Source organism: Mesorhizobium shonense, assembly GCF_040545255.1.
Classification (GTDB): Bacteria; Pseudomonadota; Alphaproteobacteria; order Rhizobiales; family Rhizobiaceae; genus Mesorhizobium; species Mesorhizobium shonense.
The window spans coordinates 214888-230856 of the sequence record NZ_JBEPLM010000001.1 but is presented as its reverse complement, the minus strand read 5'-3'; the positions used below and the strand labels follow the sequence as shown (position 1 = coordinate 230856).

Genomic DNA, 15969 nt, shown 5'->3' with positions numbered 1-15969 from the left:
TGAGCGCCCTGTTGTGAGCGGATGAGAAACGCGCAACTGCCCGGCAGGTTTCATCCCGATATTTCAACAGGATGTGAGCAGCGTGAACATGGTCTCACGCTATCTCCCGAGCGGCTTGCGGGACAGTTCGACGAGTTCCGCCTCGTCGGTGATGCCGGCCATGTAGTTCGCGATGATGCGCGAGGCGCGCGCCTCCTTCTGCTCTTCGGTTTCCCCGACGACGCGACCGCTCTCGAAGACGCGCCCAAACAGGGCCGTCTCGGCGGGTGTGAACGTGTTTCGTGAGATAGCGGACATGGCTTTCTCCTCGAGCCTTTGTCCCCCTTTTGTGCTCCGGCTAATATTATCACGGATTCCGGACGCAGGGTGAGTCTTGGAAATGGTGACGGCGCGTTCCGAGCGGCCCGCGTTCTTCCCCAGCGCGACCCCTGGATTTGGCGGTGTTGTGCCTATCTTCGCTATATTGTTGCTGAAACAACGAAGCGCTGGTATTCATTAGTGGCGCGGAATTATTCCGAGTCTGCGCCAACTTGCGTCAGGCAACAGCATGGCGCTCGCTGTCCGAGGCCAATATCCCGACGTGGTGGCAACCGGGTTACGAAGGGATTTTGGTCGAACAAAGAAGCAGGGCAGGTTCCGATTCCATGTCGGAGCAGGTCCACCAAATGCTCTGGAATTCTGAAGCCATTGCCCCCATGGCCTCGGAAGAGCATGAACATGGGGAAAATCGATGGTGACGAAGAAACTTACCGCCAACGCAGAAAGCGCGGCAGCCTTTCTTGCGGTGATGGGCAACGAGAAGCGTTTGCTCATCATGAACTATCTGGCCGAGGGCGAACTGTCAGTCGGCACGCTCGCCGACAAGGTCGAACTCAGCCAGTCCGCGCTCTCCCAGCATCTGGCCAAACTGCGCAGGTTTGGCCTGGTCGACACCCGCCGCGACCGCCAGATGGTCTACTACTCCTGCAAGTCGTCCGCAGCGCGTGAGCTCCTCGCTCTGCTCGACGGCCTGCTGACTATGGACAAGCCGCTCGCCGGTCCGGCCCGGCAGGCTCTCGTCGAGAGGATGCGGCGGCCGCAAGCCGCCTGATCGGCTGCGACGCAGGCGAGGGCCGAAGGGCCTTCGCCTGTGCGGCGCCGCGAACGGCACGGAATGCAAATCGGCGAAACGGCCGTGCGTGCGGCGCGGGCGACTGCTGTGCTAACTCGTCAATTGGTCGAAGCCTTACCAATTCTTAATTTGGCGGTCACAAGTCTGCCAGGAACACGCCCGAAACACAGGCAAGTGTTTCAACGGAGCCGGGCGATGGCCGTCATCACCACCTATACGTCCAGTCAGAAGTTCTTGCACTGGGCGCTCTTCGCCCTCGTCATCCTGCTTTATGCGCTGACATACGGCGAAGAATTCTATCCGCGTGGCGATCCGTCCGTCGACGCCATTTGGCGATTGCACATTTCCTTCGGCCTTCTGCTCGCCGCGCTTGTCTTGTGGCGGTTGGCGCTGCGCGGCGTGAGAGGAGCGCCATCTCTACCGGCCGAAATGTCTGGCCCGGAGCGGGCCGCCGCGAAGATCGGATATTTCGCCCTCTATGCGCTGCTCGTCGCAATTCCGGTTCTCGGCATCCTCTTGACCTGGTTCAGGGGCGACGCGTTGAGCTTCTTCGGCCTGTTCACGGTGCCGGCGCCGTTTGCTCCGGACAGGGCGACCGCGCGGACCATTCGCGAACTTCACGAACTCTGCGCGAACGGCATTTTGATCGTGGCCGGCGTGCACGCGCTAGCCGCGCTCTATCATCACTTCGTTCGCCGGGACACGGTCATGGCCAGGATGCTTCCCGGAGATCGGTAGGGCGCCGGCCAACTTCCTCCGGTTCAGTCGTCGAGTCACGGCGGACCAGTCGTCATTTGCGCCGGTTCGCCTCTAGGTTCCGCAGGCGCGTTCCCCATCACTTTTGATTGAAGGTGCTGCGCCGAAGACGCTGAAGAAGCTCGCAAAGCTATGATAATAAACTTCTTTTGCCGGCGCAGCTCGCTCCCGCCGGAGGCGAAGTTTACATATTTGTAAATCGCCCGCCGGACCTCCATCGGCTAATCTTCAGGCGATCCATACCCCCGGATCACAAAGGGCCAAACTTCCACTTTGGCGCCTTACGAGGCCCGCCGCTTCCGGCGGGCCTCTCTCGTCTTGCGGAGAGATTGGACCGGCTTACGCCGACGCGCGGCGCCGGGTGACCACGCTGCGCACGATCAGCACCAGAACGGTGATGATGATCAGGATCACTGAGAGCGCGGCGATCGCCGGGTCGATATTGTCGCGCAGGCCCATCCACATCAGGCGCGGCAGCGTGATCGCGTTGACCGAAGTGATGAACAGCGTCACGCCGATCTCTTCCCAGGAGAGCACGAAGGAGAGCAGGGCCGCGGTGACGATGCCGAACTTGATGTTGGGCATGATGACGCGGGTCGCGCGCTCCCAGACGCTTGCGCCGAGGCCGCGCGCGGCAAGGTCGATGCGCCGGTCGAGCTGACTGAGGGAGACCAGGATCAGCACGGTGGCAAACGGCACCGACATCACCGAATGCGCCATCGCCACACCCAGCCAGGTGTCATAGCCGAAGAAGGACGAGATACCGGACACCGAGGTGAGCAGGAAATAGAGCGTCACCGCCGAGACCACCGGCGGCACCACCATCGGCAACAGCACGAATCCGACGAGGGCGGCGGTGAAGCGCGGCTGGAACATCCACACGCCCAGGCTGAAGGTGAGTGCGAGCACCGTCGAAAGCGCGCTGCTCACCACGCCGATGCGGATCGACAGCAGGATCGATTCCAGCCAGCGCGGATCCTCGATCAGCGAGCGGTAGTGGCGCAGCGACAATTCCCCCGTCGGCATCGTCAGCATGCGGCTCGGCGTCAGCGATACCGGGACGACCGCAAGCAGCGGCAGGAGCAGGAACAACGCCACAAGCATGGCAAGAGCGAGCGAGACGGGGCCGGGGCGGTAAGTGGGCATCGCGCTACACCAACTGCTTCGGTTTGACGTAGCGGAAAAGCAGCGCCATCAGCGCGCCGACGAACACCACCAGCACGACGCTGATCGCCGCGCCCAGGCCCCAGTCCGGGCTCTGGAAGATGCGCAGGTAGATGAGCTCGGCGATCATCACGCTGCGGCCGCCGCCGAGGATCGCCGGCGTGACGAAGAAGCCGAGCGAGAAGACGAAGACAATCATCGCCGAGCCGATGATGCCGGAGCGCGTCATCGGCACGAACACCGTCCAGAAGGTGCGCATGCGGCTGGAGCCCAGCCCGCGCGCCGCGAGCAGCACGCGCTCGTCGAGGCTGCGCATGGCGGACGCCAGCGGGAACACCGCGAAAGGAATGAGGAAATGCGACATGCCGACGATGACGCCGAATTCGTTGCGCACCAGGGTCAGCGGCTCGGAGATGAAGCCTATCGATTGCAGCCAGGTGTTGATCAGGCCGCGGTTGGAGAGCAGCGCTACCCAGCCGAAGGCGCGCGTCAGCACCGAGATCCAAAATGGCACCAGGATGCAGAATTCGGCCAGCACGCGCTGCACCGGGCTGCCGCGCACCCATACCACGGTGATGGCATAGGCTGCGGTGACCGAGACAACCGTGACGATCGCCGCGATGCGCAGCGTGCGGACGAACACCGATTGAACGAGGTCGTCAGTAAGCAGGGCGTGGTACTGGCCGAGGCCGGGCGTCGGCAGGGTGAAGCTCCACTTCACCACGCCGAGGAAAGGCCAGGCATAGGCAAGGACAAGGAAAAGGAGCAGCGGCGCCATCAACAGCGCCGCGCCCATCCTGTCGGAGAGGGTGCCTCTCATCAGCCTGAAAATCCCCGCCCGCTCAGGCGGAGATGATCTTGGTATATTCGTCGAGCGCGGCGCCGTAATTCTTGGCGTACCACTCCATGTCGAGCGCGATCTGCTTCTTCATGTTCTCCGGGTCGACCGGGTTGATGCGCTTCTTGTCGGCCGGGATCAGCGCATCCGCCGCCGGGTTCGCCGGACCCTGGCCGAGCTTGTCGAACATCACCAGTTCCTTCTGCGGGTCCTGGGTGCTGGCGATGAACTTCATCGCGGCTTCCTTGCCGCCGGGATTGTTCTTGAGCACCGCGAGCGCGCCGGGCGAGATCAGGCCCTGGTCCCAGATGAACTTGATCTGGCCGCCGGAGTCCTGCTCGATCAGCGAGGCGCGTGTCGACCACACGATCGCCATCGAGGCCTCGCCGTTAAGCAGCACGCTCTGGCTTTCGGCGCCGCCGCCCCAATAGGAGACGACGTTTTCCTTGAACGCGGCGATCTTGTCATGCGCGCGCTTCAAATCGAGCGGGTAGAGCGAGGCCGGCGCCACGCCATCGGCCAGAAGTGCTGCTTCCCAGCTCGACACGCCCCATTTGTAGAGCGAGCGCTTGCCGGGGAATTTCTTCACGTCGAAGAAATCGGCCATGCCTGTCGGCGCGTTGGAGCCGAATTTCTGCGAATCGTAGGCGATCACATAGGAGAAGAAATAGGTGGACGCCGCATATTCCCAACCGAAGCCCGGCCGCATCTTGCTCTTGTCGACGACCTTGTAGTCGATCGGCTCGAGCATGCCCTGGCCGCCGAGCGTGATTGCCGAGAACGGGTCGACGTCGACCAGGTCCCAGGTCGGCGCGCCGCTCTTGAACTGCGCCGCGATCGCGCCTTCGGTCGGGCCCGAGCCGTCCATCTTGACCGGGATGCCGGTGTCCTTGGTGAAGGCCTGGCCGTAGGCCGCGTCGTAAGCCGTAATGGCGTCGCCGCCCCAGTTCACCAGCACCAGCCCCTTCGTCTCGGCGAAAGCGCTGGTCGAGCGCAGCAGCATCGGCGTGCCGGCAAGCACGAGGCCCGCGAGCTGCGCAAACTGGCGGCGCGAAATCTCGCCCCGTTTGGTCCTTTCGGAAAGAGACTCGATCGCCTGTTTCCGCGTGTTGTTCATATCGTCGTTCATGTCAGTTCCCCTTGTTTTAATTGGTCTGGTCCGGAAGCCGGTGCGGCGATTTCAGGCCGCTTCGGCGCTCATTGTCCTCCGTCCGGAAGGAGGAAACCTTTTTCGGCCGGCCAGGTCAGCCAGACGGAATTGCCTTTGCTGAGCGCCGCCGCCGCGACCTCGTTCGGCACCGAGACGGTGACCTTCGCGCCTTGGCGCGTGGTGAGGTCGAGCTTGGTCGCCGCACCCAGATAGGTCGAGGCGACAGCGGTTGCGGCTATGCCGTTCTCGCCGGCAGTGGCCTCAGGCGCGATCGACATATGCTCGGGACGGATGGCCAGGATGGCGTCGCCACGGACTTTCTCAGCCTTGCAGCGCATGCTCACCGCGCGGTCTTCGCAGAGCCCCGTGGCGCCGTTGTCGGCGGGGCGCACGCCCTTCAGGGGCAGCATGTTGATCTCGCCGAGGAACTCGGCGACGAAGCGGTTGGCCGGCCGGTCATAGACCTCGTCCGGCCTGCCCACCTGCAACAGCTTGCCATGGTTGAAGATGGCGACGCGCGAGGACAGCGCCAGCGCCTCGCTCTGGTCATGGGTGACGAAGACGAAGGTGGTGCCGGTCTCCTGGTGCAGCCGCTTCATCTCGGCCTGCATCTGGCCGCGCAGGCTCTTGTCCAGCGCCGAGAACGGCTCGTCGAGCAAGAGCACGCCCGGCTCGAACACCAGTGCGCGCGCCAGCGCCACGCGCTGCTGCTGGCCGCCGGAAAGCTGCGCCGGCAGCTTCTTCTCGTGGCCCTTGAGGCCGACGCGCTCGATCATCTCGCCGACACGGCTTTTGATCTCGGCGGCCGTTTTCTTGCGCACCTTGAGCGGGAAGGCGATGTTCTGTTCGACGCTCATATGCGGGAACAGAGCGTAACCCTGGAACACCATGCCGGCGGCGCGCTGCTCGGCCGGCCGGTCGGTGATGTCGGCGCCGTCGCTGAAAAGGCGGCCTTCGCTCGGCTGCACGAAGCCGGCCAGGATCATAAGAAAGGTGGTCTTTCCCGAGCCGGACGGCCCGAGCAGCGTCAGGAACTCGCCGCGGCCGATATCGAGCGTCAGATCGTCCAGCGCCCGGAACGAGCCGAAGCTCTTGCCGATCCCGTTCGCCTTGATCTCTGCGGCCCGGCCGGGTTGCTGCATCCTGCCTCTTCCTTGGTCTTGGGTGAAATCGTAGGCAGGGAGGCTCTCCGCCGCAACCGAATAGTTTTCGCCTGATCGGCAAATTTGATTCACGGGTGGCGGGGCGGGGCGCCAAATCTCCCCCCTCGAGGGGGAGATGTCGGCGCAGGCGACAGAGGGGGTCGCCGCGCGTGAAGCACCAGCCTTCATCTGCCGCAGAAGGCCGAGCCCGGTCGGACCGACCCCCTCTGACCGCTTCGCGGCCATCTCCCCTCGAGGGGGGAGACTAGAGCCTGTTCTCCGACAGCTTCGACCTCAGCCAGCCGCTGAACGCATTCAGCACCGGATGCCCGGCCTTCGCATGCTCGAAGACCAGGAAATAGGAGCGCGGCGAGGGGATCGCTGTGTCGAACGGCTTGACCAGTCGGCCTTCGCTCAGCGCCCGGCGGCCGGTCAGCTCGTCGCCCATGGCGATCCCCTGGCCGGCGATCGCCGCCGAGAAGACGAGGTTCATGTCGGAAAAGAAGATGCCTCCCTCGGTATCGGGATTTTCCACCTTGGATAGCGCCAGCCAGCGCGCCCAGTCCTCGGTATCGCCGAGATGCAGCAGATTGGCGCGCAGCACGTCGGCAGGCTTGGAAAAGCCTCCGACCTTATTGAGCAGCGTCGGGCTGCAGAGCGGCGTGAAGGAGACCTCGCAAAGCAGCTCCACCGCGCGGTTCGGCCAGTTGCCGACGCCGAAGGCGATGAAGGCATCGGCCTCCGGATTGGAGACATCGTCGAGGCGGCGCGGCGTCAATATGTGCAGCGCCACATCCGGATACATCTGCCGGAACTCCGCGATATGCGTGGACAAAAACAACGAGGCGAAGCCCGGCGTGCAGGACACGGCAAACGAGCCGCCGACGCCGGTTCCGGCATTCTGCGTCACCGCGTCGCCGAGCACGGTGAGCGCCTTCCTGACATCGGCGGCATAGCGCTGACCGCGCGGCGTCAGCGCCACGCCCTTGCCGATACGCTCCAGAAGATCGAAGCCGAGCTCGCGTTCGAGCAGCCGGAGCTGATGCGAGACCGCGCTTCGGGTGAGGTGAAGCTCGTCTGCGGCGCGCCACACGCTGCCGTGACGGGCGAAGCTGTCGAGGGCGCGCAGCGCCTGCGTGGACGGTATTCGCAAGAGGCCTCAGGTGAACCGAATTTGCACGAGCCGGGAAAACATATCACTTTTTGATGAGCCGCTTCACTGCTTTCTTTGCGGCATGGAGAAACCGGTGACCAGTTCAGCGCAGGAAACCGCGCTTGCCTGTATCGACGGCATCCAGCCGCTCTTGTCGGCCTGGACGCGCACGATCTTCGATTTCGGCGAGACCGCCTGGCGCGAGTACCAGTCGGCCGCCTGGTATGTCGAGCGGCTGAAGCGTGAGGGCTTTTCGGTCGAGGAAGGCTCGGGCGGCATGCCGACCGCTTTCTGCGCCCACTGGACGAACGGCGACGGTCCGACCGTCGGCATGTATGCCGAATACGATGCCGTGCCCGGCAACTGCCAGGACGCCGCGACGGTGAAGCGGCCGCGGCCGGGTCTCAGCGTCGAGGCCGGCGGCCACACCGATCCGCATTCGGGGCTTGGCATCGGCAGCCTCGGCGGGCTGCTCGCCGCCAAGGCGGCGATGCTGGAACACGGCATCAAGGGCACGCTGCGCTTCACCGGCGAGCCGGCCGAGAAGGTGCGGGGCTCGAAGCCCATCCACGCGGCCAAGGGCTATTATGACGGCCTCGCCGGCATGATCTCCTTCCACCCCTTCTACATGCTGCCACTCTGCAACACGGCGCGCTGGGACACGCATTGCGGCGCGGCCTACGCGATGATCTATCGCTTCGTCTGCGACGAGCCGGAGCATTGGGCGCGTGCGGCGGGCGATTCAGCGCCGATCCCGCAGGCGCATTCGGCGGTGCGGGCGCCGGGCGCCAATGACGCGCTGATGATGATGTACATGGCCTCCAAGGCGCTGCGCGATTCCATGCTGACGCATCAGGGCGGCTGGTCGATCAGCGAGGCGATCCTGACCGCGGGGCAGGCAACCGCCGACAATCTGCCGGCCAGCTTGTCCGAAATCCAGTACATGATCCGCGTGCCGACCATTGCCATGGCCGAGCAGGTGACCGCCGTGCTCGACCGCAACGCGGAAGCGGCCGCCAGGATGAGCGGCTGCCGCTACGAGCGCCACTGGGTGTCGAAGTCGCGCCCGGGCCTCGCCAACCACGCTATGGCCGGGATCACCTACGCGGCTCTCTCGACTGTCGGAGCGCCGCAGTGGAGCGAGGAGGCGAGAGCGATCGCCCGCGAGGTCCAGGTCAATGCCGGCGGCGAAGCGACCGAAAATCCGTTCATCGACGAACTGGAGCGGCTGATTTCGCCGCAGGAGGCCGAGGCGATCCTGCGCCGCGACCTGCCGCCGTCGCAGGTGAACTCGACCTCGGACGACTATACCGACATGAGCTGGCACGCGCCGACATCGCGTTTCTATGTCGCCCGGCCGGCGTTGCGCTCGGCAAACGGCCACGTCTATCCAGCCTGGGTGATGAACGCGCTGGGCGGCATTTCCGCCACCATCGACCCGATGGTCACCTGCGCCTCGAAGACGGTCGCGCTGACCGCGCTTCGCCTGCTTGAGGACAAGACCGCGCGCGACGGCGCGATGGACGAGTTCGTCGCCCGCACCGGCGGCGGCGTCGGCGGCTCCAACTGGATCGCGCCGCTTTGCGACTACGAACCGCCGATCAATTTCCGCTGGCCGGAATATGTCACCACGCCGCGTGGACGCGACTGGTGGATCCCGGCTGCCTCCACCGCATGACGAATATCAATCGAGGAGAACCCCATGACCGTCCATGACCGCATCGTCGCCGAGCCGTTCTCGCTGCAGCGCCGCAACCCCGCCGGCGGCACCAAGCCGCTCACCGCTTGGGGCTTCGCCAACGAAACCGATGTGCTGACCGACGTGCTGCTCGGCTCGCCCAATTTCCTTCGCCATCTGTCGACCAGCTCGCTGTCCCGAAAGCATCTGCGCGAGGCGCCGTGCAACGTCCAGATCGCGCAGGCGCAGCACAAGGACCTCGTCGCGGCCTACGAGCATTTCGGCGTCAACATCCACTGGCACGAGCCGACGCCGGAACTGCCGATGCAGGTCTATTCGCGCGACTCCAGCGTCATGACGCCCTACGGCGCCTTCATCACCGCCATGGCCAACTGGTGGCGGCGCGGCGAGAACTACGCCGCCATCCGCACCTATGAGAAGCTCGGCATCCCGATCTACGACATGGTCACCGCCGGCACCTTCGAGGGCGGCGACTTCAACGTCATCGAGGAGGGCGTGGTGCTGATCGGCTGTGGCGGCGCCCGCACCCAGGAAGAGGGCGCGCGCCAGGTGCAGGCCTGGTTCGACAAGGAAGGCTGGGAAACCCGCATCGCCTTCATCGACGAATACTATGTCCACATCGACCTGATGGTGGTGCCGATCGCCGAAAAGCTCACCGCCGTCTGCCTCGCCTGCACCGAGCCCGGCATCGTCGATTGGCTGAAGGGGAAGGGCCACGAGATCATCGACGTGCCCTTCCAGGACACGATGGCGCTCGGCTGCAACTTCATGTCGCTCGGCAAGGACAGGGTGATCGCCCCGACCTCGAGCAAGACGCTGATCGAAAAATTGAAGGCGCAGGGCTTCGAGGTCGCGGCCGTCGACATGAGCGAGATCTCCAAGACCGGCGGCGGCATCCACTGCATGGCGCAGGCACTGAAGCGGGTGAGGGCGTAACGGGGACGGCGTTTCTCCGCCGACGCCCGCTGGACTGGGCGAAGCTTGTTGATGGCAGCGGGACAGCACCCCCTCTGTCCTGCCGGACATCTCCCCTCAAGGGGGGAGATTGGCAGTTTCCGCGCCGCACCCATTCCTGCAACGTTGGTAATTAGCGAAAGCTGACGCGACGGCTGATCTCCCCCCTTGAGGGGGAGATGTCCGGCAGGACAGAGGGGGGTATCGTAGAGCGCCGACCTACCTGCGTTAGCTACCCTTGCCACCCACCCCTGCGCTGCGCACCAATCGCGTCGAGCCGCTCCTGCAAATGACCGTTGAGCACGATCATCTCCTTCAGCGCCTTCACCGGGTCGCCCTTATGCTGCGCGATGAAGCGCTCCGCGATGGCCTGGAGCGCCGCCTCCTGGCGGCTGTCGAGCCTGACGATGTGGTCCATGGCGGTTGCTCCTCTGGCTTCCATTAGCATGTGAACAAAAAGGGAACAAATTTGTCAAGGGCGAATTGACTCGACGAGGAATGGGTTCCTATTTTGTCAGGAGATGGGGCGGTTGCTCGCAATCAGGAGAGCCGCATTGGGCAGACGGAAAAGCCGCTATGACAGATTGTTCCGATCGGACGCGGAGGCGATCATTCGTGACGCGCTGGAGCTGCGCCAGACAGTGTTGGCGGCGCAGCTCAACCTCAAGACCAATGGCGAAATGTACTGGCGGCTCAATGGCCTGGTGGAACGGCTGCATGAGGTGATGGGCGCGGTGGCGGGCCGGGAACCCGATTTCCGCGCCGTCTGGCTCGGCCTCTTGCCGCTGCCCGAGGACTATTCAGACCGGACATGAGAAAATGGCCGGACCCATGGACAGCGTCGGCCGGGCGGCCAAGGCCAACATGCTGCTCATCGTCGAATGCCGCCACTGCTATCACGTCGGCCGCTTCAAGGCGAACGACGTGGCCAAGGTGGTGGGCTGGAACAAGCCGCTCGAAGCCATCCGCTTCCGCTGCAAACGCTGCGGCCGCAGGGATACCGAGGTGAAGACCCAGTTCATCGACCAGGATCATCCGCCCAAGGGCTATATCTGGGTGCTGCAGAAGGCGAGGGGGTAAGGTGCTTTGTATCTTCTAAATAGTTTTGCAGTATCAGATATCTGACAGTCAACGATGGTTGACGGTGGCCTCAGGAGGATCGATTTGGATCGGTTTCTCAATGACTACGGGACTCAATACGCTATCCTCGCATTTTATTATCTCGCCGCTCTTGCCGCATTCCTTCGTTGGGTCGGAAGGCCGCTTTCGCGAACGAGGCGCAGTAAACTTGCCGATGTTCTCGGCTTCGTTTCGGTCCTGCCCGCAATTGGCGTCACTGTGTGGCTGGCAAATCTATCAAATGACACGGGCTTTCCGATCTCCGGATGGTTCTTGGTCATGAGCATAGTGACGCTGGGAGTTCTCCCGCTGGTTTCGCTAGCCTGTTTCATATTGGTTGGAAGGTTGATCGGAAGGGCGTTTAGTTGAAACTTCGAGCACGCGAAGCAGCTAACTAAAACAACGAACCCTGCGCCGGGGGTTCGGCCGGGAACTTGATCTGCGTCGCCGGCTTCTCGACAATCACCAGCGCGTCGTCCGGCGCCGGCCGCTGTAGCTTCTTCGCTTCAGACCATGGCGCCGTCAGCCACAACTCGGTCTCTTCCAGCGTGGTCAGGATCACCGGCATCGCCTTCTCGTGGATCGGCGCGATCAGCGCGTTCGGCCTGGTCGTCAGGAAGCCGTAGAGCTCGTGGTCGCCCGGGCCTTCCTTCACCTTGCGCACGCCGTGCCAGGGCGTCCACAGGCCGGCGAAGAAGAACAGCGGTCGCTCCTCGCTCAGCGCGAACCAGAAATTCTTTTGCACGCCGGTTTCGGGGTCCTTGTCCCCGGGCTGAGGCGAAGGTTCGGCGAAGCTCGTCACAGGCACCACGCAGCGGTTCTCGATGCCGAGATAAGGCAGCCAGTGGGCGTATTGCGGGTTGCGGATGTTGGTCGTGCCGGAATCGGCGTTGCCGCGCATGCGCTCGGCCGGCGTCGGCATGCCCCAGCGCAGGTTGGCAAGCTCGCGGCTGCCGTCGGCTACGTTGCGCACCACCGGCGCCTGTTGGTTGGGGTAGATATCCACCGAAGGCTCGAGATTGCCGGAAATGTCGCGCAGAGCGCGCGTCCATTGGCGGATCGCCTCCTGGGTGGTGGTGATGTTGTAGAGATTGCACATCGGCAGCACTTCCCCGTCCGCCGATTGTTCCCACATTTTCCGCGGAGCGCAAACCAGGTTGCCGGAGAGGCGACGTAAGCCAGACGAATTGAGGATATCGGACGCTCAGCGCCCGCGTCCGCCGCGCCGCCTTGTCTCGACCGGCTCCGAGGCCGGCGGCTCGCCCGGCAGACCCAGCCGGTGGCGTTCCTCCTCGGCGAAGGCTTCGGCTTCCGGGTGGATGTCGAAGAGTTGATGGGTCAGCCTGCCGCCTTCGACGACGCGCACCAACCATTGGCCGTTGATGAATTTCACGCGGACACTGTCTGGCTCGCCTGCCACCATGGAATGGCCCCAGCGCTTCAGCCCAAGAATTTGATCCCGAACAGCAATACGATCTAGCGGGCATCAAGTTGCCGCAAGGTTCTTTTCCTTGGACTTTAGTAGGAGATACGTCGTTGGATGCTCGCCAATTTCCCATTTTGAAAACAAATGTCGAGCAAATGCCGTCCGGGTTGACCAAAAGCCCGGCTTCGAAATCTTGATTGGGTTGGCCCTTAACAGAATTCGACTTCGCTGTGGTGCCGGGTTTGCGAGACGATGCGGCAGCGCGTCACGAACGCATTTCGAAGCGGATGGGCCGGGCATGTCCGGCGCACCGATAGAATTGGTTTCGGCTCGGATGTGATGCGGTTGGAGGCTTTGCTTGTGCGGCGTGCGTCACACCGGCGGCCCGGCAGCCTGGGGGGGTGTATTGGGTTCGGCGGCCGGGCCTGACCGGAGTTTGCGAGCCTGCCGGCTATCTGAAACATGCGCTTGCGCTCATGCAAGGGCAAGAACGACCTAGGCCCTAGGACCAAAGCAGCAGGGGCGGCGCAAACGGCCGAAGCGGCAGTCTTGCTGATCCTGCTTCGGCGGCCCGCATTGAACTTGTCCGCTCAGGCGGGCGCGTAGCGCAGCAGCGTCACGCCCTGGGAGAGGCGCTCCGTGCCAAGCGGCGCCAGCGAGAGCGACAGACCACGCGCGAAATACGGCTTGCCGCCGCCGAGCACGACCGGATGCATGTAGAGCCGGTACTCGTCGATCAGGCCGGCGCGGGCCAGATGCCCGGCCAATTCGGCGCCGCCGACGCCGATCTGGCCATCCGTCTCAGCCTTCAGCGACCTTGCCACCGCCACGGCGTCGCCATCCGCCAGGCGCGCATTGGCGCCGACCTCGCGGAGCGTCGTCGAAAACACGATCTTCGGCGTATCGCGCCACGCGCGGGCAAAATCCCGCTCGACCTCGGCGCCGGCCTCCCTTTCCGGATCGTCCCAGAAGCGCATCATCTCGTATAGGCGGCGCCCGCAGAGCTCGATCGCGGTCCGCCGCATGTCCTCGTTGAAATGCCGGTGCAGTTGCTCCTCGGGCACCGGCAGGCCGATGTTCCCGTCCGGCCCGGCAATATAGCCGTCCAGCGACATCAGCATGGAATAGACGATCCTGGCCATCGGCGCCTCCTTTGCGATCCGTCAGGCCAAGGATGCACATCCGATTGCATTTTGCAATCGGTTTGCCATGGGAAGCGTAGAAAGGAGGCGAGTCTCGGATCAGAAGCCGAAGAACTGCTTGCCGAGGAGATAGCCGAGCGCCGCGACCACCAGGGGGAACAGCGCCGGCGCGATCCTGCCGAGCGGCGAGGGTTTCATCTCTCTCGCTGGAGCATTGGGCTTGGCGTTGCCGAGGTTCTTGGTCATGGGGTCCGTCGCCGGAGTTCGTTGCCGGGTGACCTATAATATTAGAAATCGCTGATTAATTTTCTCACAATCCGATCGATGCAATTTGCAGCTATCGTCGGTAGTCGCTATTCCGCCTGCTGGGTGCGTTCGGCGAGCGCGAAGGCCTGCAGGTTCCTCGATTTGCCGAGGTCCTGGTCGGCATTGGCGATGATGGCGTGGAAGGCGGCGCGGGCGATATCCTTCTTCTTGGCATTGGGATGCACCTTGCGGACGGTCTTGACCAGCTCCTTCGGTGTCATTTCGGGGGTGACGAGGCGCATCAGCGTATCGCCTATGGCCTGCAGTTCGCTGGCGTTCATAACCAGAACCCTGTCTTTGCTGCATGAACCCAGCATATAGCGCGGCCACAACGTCACTTTTGTGATACGCGCCGAACAAGCCGTCTTGCGGCCTTCGTGACCAAGGCTGGCCAGCCGCCACGCCGGGGCCAGGGCGAGCGTGGCGGCTGCAAGGGGCGGGCGGCGATGGGTCGCGACCGCCTGCGATCTTCGCTTACGCGGGCACCAGAATGGCGATCCGATGGATGCCGACTTCCTTGCTCGTGTTCGTCGCCTCGTCGGTCTTGCCCTTGGAGCAGGTATACATGTCACCCACCTTGAGCTTGAACTCCTTGTCAGCCTTCTTGATGGTGAATGCACCCGACGTAATCGTGCACACCATGTCGTTGTCCATCACACTTTGAGGCGCGTGTGCTCCCGGTTGAAACACGACGTCGACAATGGAGATGCTTTTGTAGGCGGGAATATCGGAATTGCCGGTGCCGACCTCCACAACCCTGACGCCGGGCGCAATCTCCTTGCCTTCCTTCGGACCGTACTTCTTGGTCTTGGCGAATGTTGCCGTTGCGAACAGGGGCGCAATCGTCGCGGCCGTCACGCCGAGGGTAATTGCAGACCTGCGATTCATCTTGTTCATCGCATCCTCCCTAAACCTGCCATGCACGGATAAGCATGGCTGCGCAACATTAGCACGTTCTGATTTAAATGTGCAGAACGGCGCTGGCCAAAGCAATGCCAGAAAAGTGCGTGGCGGTTTTCCGTCCGGAATTGTGTAAAGCAAATAGCCGAGCTGCTCGCGCCTCACTGCTGCCTTTGCCGGAACTTCGAATGACAGCTTGAACAGTCCTGCAGGATGAGGTGCAGAAGATGTTCGGCTTGCATCTTGGCCGGATCGGCCTGCGCCGCGCCCGGCCGCTTGCCGAGCAGGCTGCCGCCATCCATCGGCGGGCCGGCCATCCGCATGTCGGCGGTGACCTCGGCCGGAGCTTTCTCGGCCTTGGCGGCGAGCGCGTCGGCGAGCCGGCCGATATGGCGGGCGAGCGCCTCGAATTCCGGCCGGGCCTGGTCGATTTCCGGCTTGGCGCCGGACGGCGCGCCGAGCGTGCCGTCTGGAAATTCGGCGATCAAGGCAGGGCTGGTGCGAACCTTGAGCGTTTCGGCCGCCGCCTTGAAGCCGGCCGCGTCATAGGCGCGCTTGCCGTCGAACATCTCGGCGATCGTCTTGGCCGCCGCCGCCATCTCCTTCATCGAGGCCTGGCGGGCCTTGACGAGAGCGTCGGCGCCGGCAGCGGCGGCAAGCGAGGAGGCCAGCAAAAGGATGGCGGCGGAAACGGTCCGCCTCACTGCACCATGCCCTCTCCGGCGAGCTCGTCGATGATCGGACAGTCAGGCCTCTCGTCGCCGCTGCAGTGCTCGATCAGGTGGCGCATCACATGGCGCAGGCTGGCGAGCTCGGCGATCTTGCGGTCGATCTCCGCCAGCTTCGCCTCGGCGATCGCCTTGACGTCCGCGCTTTCGCGATTGCGGTCGTGATAGAGCGACAAAAGCTGCCGGCACTCGTCTACCGAGAAGCCGAGGCTGCGCGCGCGCTGCAGGAAGCGCAGCCGATGGATGTCGGCCGCCGAATAGTCGCGATAGCCGTTGTCGGTGCGGGCCGGACGCAGCAGGCCGATATCCTCGTAATAGCGGATCGTCTTCGGCGGCAGGCCCGCCCGTTCCGATGCGATGCCGATGTTCATTCAGTTGAAC

At 63.6% G+C, this 15969-nt stretch carries 21 protein-coding genes; 6 read left to right on the top strand and 15 right to left on the bottom strand.

The features are described 5' to 3' along the window. Window positions 1-99 precede the first annotated feature (99 nt). The gene (locus ABID26_RS01310) at window positions 100-297 is read right to left on the bottom strand and encodes a hypothetical protein (RefSeq protein WP_059186166.1); all 198 of its coding nucleotides are present in this window, start codon (window positions 295-297) and stop codon (window positions 100-102) included. A 433-nt stretch (window positions 298-730) separates the two neighbouring features. Between ABID26_RS01310 and ABID26_RS01305 the strand changes: the two genes are divergently transcribed. Both ABID26_RS01305 and ABID26_RS01300 read left to right on the top strand, forming a co-directional pair. Further along, window positions 731-1090, top strand: a complete 360-nt coding sequence (locus tag ABID26_RS01305; RefSeq protein ID WP_126101032.1) for an ArsR/SmtB family transcription factor — start codon at window positions 731-733, stop codon at window positions 1088-1090. Window positions 1091-1306: 216 nt separating this feature from the next. Beyond that, complete coding sequence (locus tag ABID26_RS01300) at window positions 1307-1849, top strand: cytochrome b (protein WP_292302434.1); 543 nt, start codon at window positions 1307-1309, stop codon at window positions 1847-1849. 357 nt (window positions 1850-2206) lie between these two features. Here the strand turns inward: ABID26_RS01300 and ABID26_RS01295 are convergent, their stop codons facing one another. The 5 genes from ABID26_RS01295 to ABID26_RS01275 form a co-directional block, all read right to left on the bottom strand. Continuing rightward, window positions 2207-3013 carry an ABC transporter permease gene (locus ABID26_RS01295; protein ID WP_292302436.1) on the bottom strand — a complete coding sequence of 269 codons (807 nt, stop codon included), beginning with the start codon at window positions 3011-3013 and terminating at the stop codon, window positions 2207-2209. Between the two features lie 4 nt (window positions 3014-3017). After that, on the bottom strand, window positions 3018-3851 hold the full coding sequence (locus tag ABID26_RS01290) for an ABC transporter permease (protein WP_292302438.1): 834 nt from the start codon (window positions 3849-3851) through the stop codon (window positions 3018-3020). A 22-nt stretch (window positions 3852-3873) separates the two neighbouring features. Beyond that, window positions 3874-4986: an ABC transporter substrate-binding protein gene (locus ABID26_RS01285; protein ID WP_126102776.1), complete on the bottom strand. Its 1113-nt coding sequence runs from the start codon at window positions 4984-4986 to the stop codon at window positions 3874-3876. An 80-nt stretch (window positions 4987-5066) separates the two neighbouring features. Continuing rightward, window positions 5067-6161 carry an ABC transporter ATP-binding protein gene (locus ABID26_RS01280; protein WP_292302440.1) on the bottom strand — a complete coding sequence of 365 codons (1095 nt, stop codon included), beginning with the start codon at window positions 6159-6161 and terminating at the stop codon, window positions 5067-5069. 265 nt (window positions 6162-6426) lie between these two features. After that, entirely contained in the window at window positions 6427-7314 is an 888-nt protein-coding gene (locus ABID26_RS01275) for a LysR substrate-binding domain-containing protein (RefSeq protein WP_292302442.1), read from the bottom strand. Window positions 7315-7396: 82 nt separating this feature from the next. Between ABID26_RS01275 and ABID26_RS01270 the strand changes: the two genes are divergently transcribed. Both ABID26_RS01270 and ABID26_RS01265 read left to right on the top strand, forming a co-directional pair. Beyond that, window positions 7397-8992: a zinc-binding metallopeptidase family protein gene (locus ABID26_RS01270; RefSeq protein ID WP_189521286.1), complete on the top strand. Its 1596-nt coding sequence runs from the start codon at window positions 7397-7399 to the stop codon at window positions 8990-8992. 24 nt (window positions 8993-9016) lie between these two features. Next, window positions 9017-9949: a dimethylarginine dimethylaminohydrolase family protein gene (locus ABID26_RS01265; RefSeq protein ID WP_292302444.1), complete on the top strand. Its 933-nt coding sequence runs from the start codon at window positions 9017-9019 to the stop codon at window positions 9947-9949. Window positions 9950-10199: 250 nt separating this feature from the next. Here the strand turns inward: ABID26_RS01265 and ABID26_RS01260 are convergent, their stop codons facing one another. After that, window positions 10200-10385, bottom strand: coding sequence for a hypothetical protein (locus tag ABID26_RS01260; protein ID WP_292302446.1), 186 nt, complete (start codon window positions 10383-10385; stop codon window positions 10200-10202). Window positions 10386-10521: 136 nt separating this feature from the next. Here ABID26_RS01260 and ABID26_RS01255 point away from each other — a divergent pair, with 136 nt between their 5' ends. After that, window positions 10522-10782, top strand: coding sequence for a hypothetical protein (locus ABID26_RS01255; protein WP_126101024.1), 261 nt, complete (start codon window positions 10522-10524; stop codon window positions 10780-10782). Window positions 10783-10786: 4 nt separating this feature from the next. Beyond that, window positions 10787-11047: a hypothetical protein gene (locus ABID26_RS01250; protein ID WP_292302450.1), complete on the top strand. Its 261-nt coding sequence runs from the start codon at window positions 10787-10789 to the stop codon at window positions 11045-11047. Window positions 11048-11480: 433 nt separating this feature from the next. On the opposite strand, the gene ABID26_RS01245 is transcribed toward ABID26_RS01250, so the two are convergent. The 8 genes from ABID26_RS01245 to cueR all read right to left on the bottom strand — a co-directional run bounded on the left by ABID26_RS01245 (window position 11481) and on the right by cueR (window position 15959). Beyond that, window positions 11481-12185 (bottom strand): SOS response-associated peptidase, encoded by a 705-nt coding sequence (locus tag ABID26_RS01245; protein ID WP_126101022.1) that lies wholly within the window; start codon window positions 12183-12185, stop codon window positions 11481-11483. Window positions 12186-12290: 105 nt separating this feature from the next. Further along, complete coding sequence (locus tag ABID26_RS01240) at window positions 12291-12509, bottom strand: hypothetical protein (RefSeq protein WP_292371501.1); 219 nt, start codon at window positions 12507-12509, stop codon at window positions 12291-12293. A 593-nt stretch (window positions 12510-13102) separates the two neighbouring features. Next, complete coding sequence (locus ABID26_RS01235) at window positions 13103-13654, bottom strand: dihydrofolate reductase family protein (RefSeq protein ID WP_292371499.1); 552 nt, start codon at window positions 13652-13654, stop codon at window positions 13103-13105. Window positions 13655-13753: 99 nt separating this feature from the next. Beyond that, a complete protein-coding gene (locus ABID26_RS01230) occupies window positions 13754-13900 on the bottom strand; it encodes a hypothetical protein (protein WP_189521284.1) in 147 nt (48 codons plus the stop codon). Between the two features lie 107 nt (window positions 13901-14007). After that, window positions 14008-14241 (bottom strand): hypothetical protein, encoded by a 234-nt coding sequence (locus ABID26_RS01225; RefSeq protein WP_126101019.1) that lies wholly within the window; start codon window positions 14239-14241, stop codon window positions 14008-14010. A gap of 193 nt (window positions 14242-14434) precedes the next feature. Then, on the bottom strand, window positions 14435-14857 hold the full coding sequence (locus tag ABID26_RS01220) for a hypothetical protein (RefSeq protein WP_292302456.1): 423 nt from the start codon (window positions 14855-14857) through the stop codon (window positions 14435-14437). A 164-nt stretch (window positions 14858-15021) separates the two neighbouring features. Beyond that, entirely contained in the window at window positions 15022-15564 is a 543-nt protein-coding gene (locus tag ABID26_RS01215; RefSeq protein ID WP_354413376.1) for a cytochrome c, read from the bottom strand. Next, on the bottom strand, window positions 15561-15959 hold the full coding sequence (gene cueR / locus ABID26_RS01210) for a Cu(I)-responsive transcriptional regulator (protein ID WP_126101017.1): 399 nt from the start codon (window positions 15957-15959) through the stop codon (window positions 15561-15563). The genes ABID26_RS01215 and cueR overlap by 4 nt, the downstream gene beginning before the upstream one ends. Window positions 15960-15969: the final 10 nt, after the last annotated feature.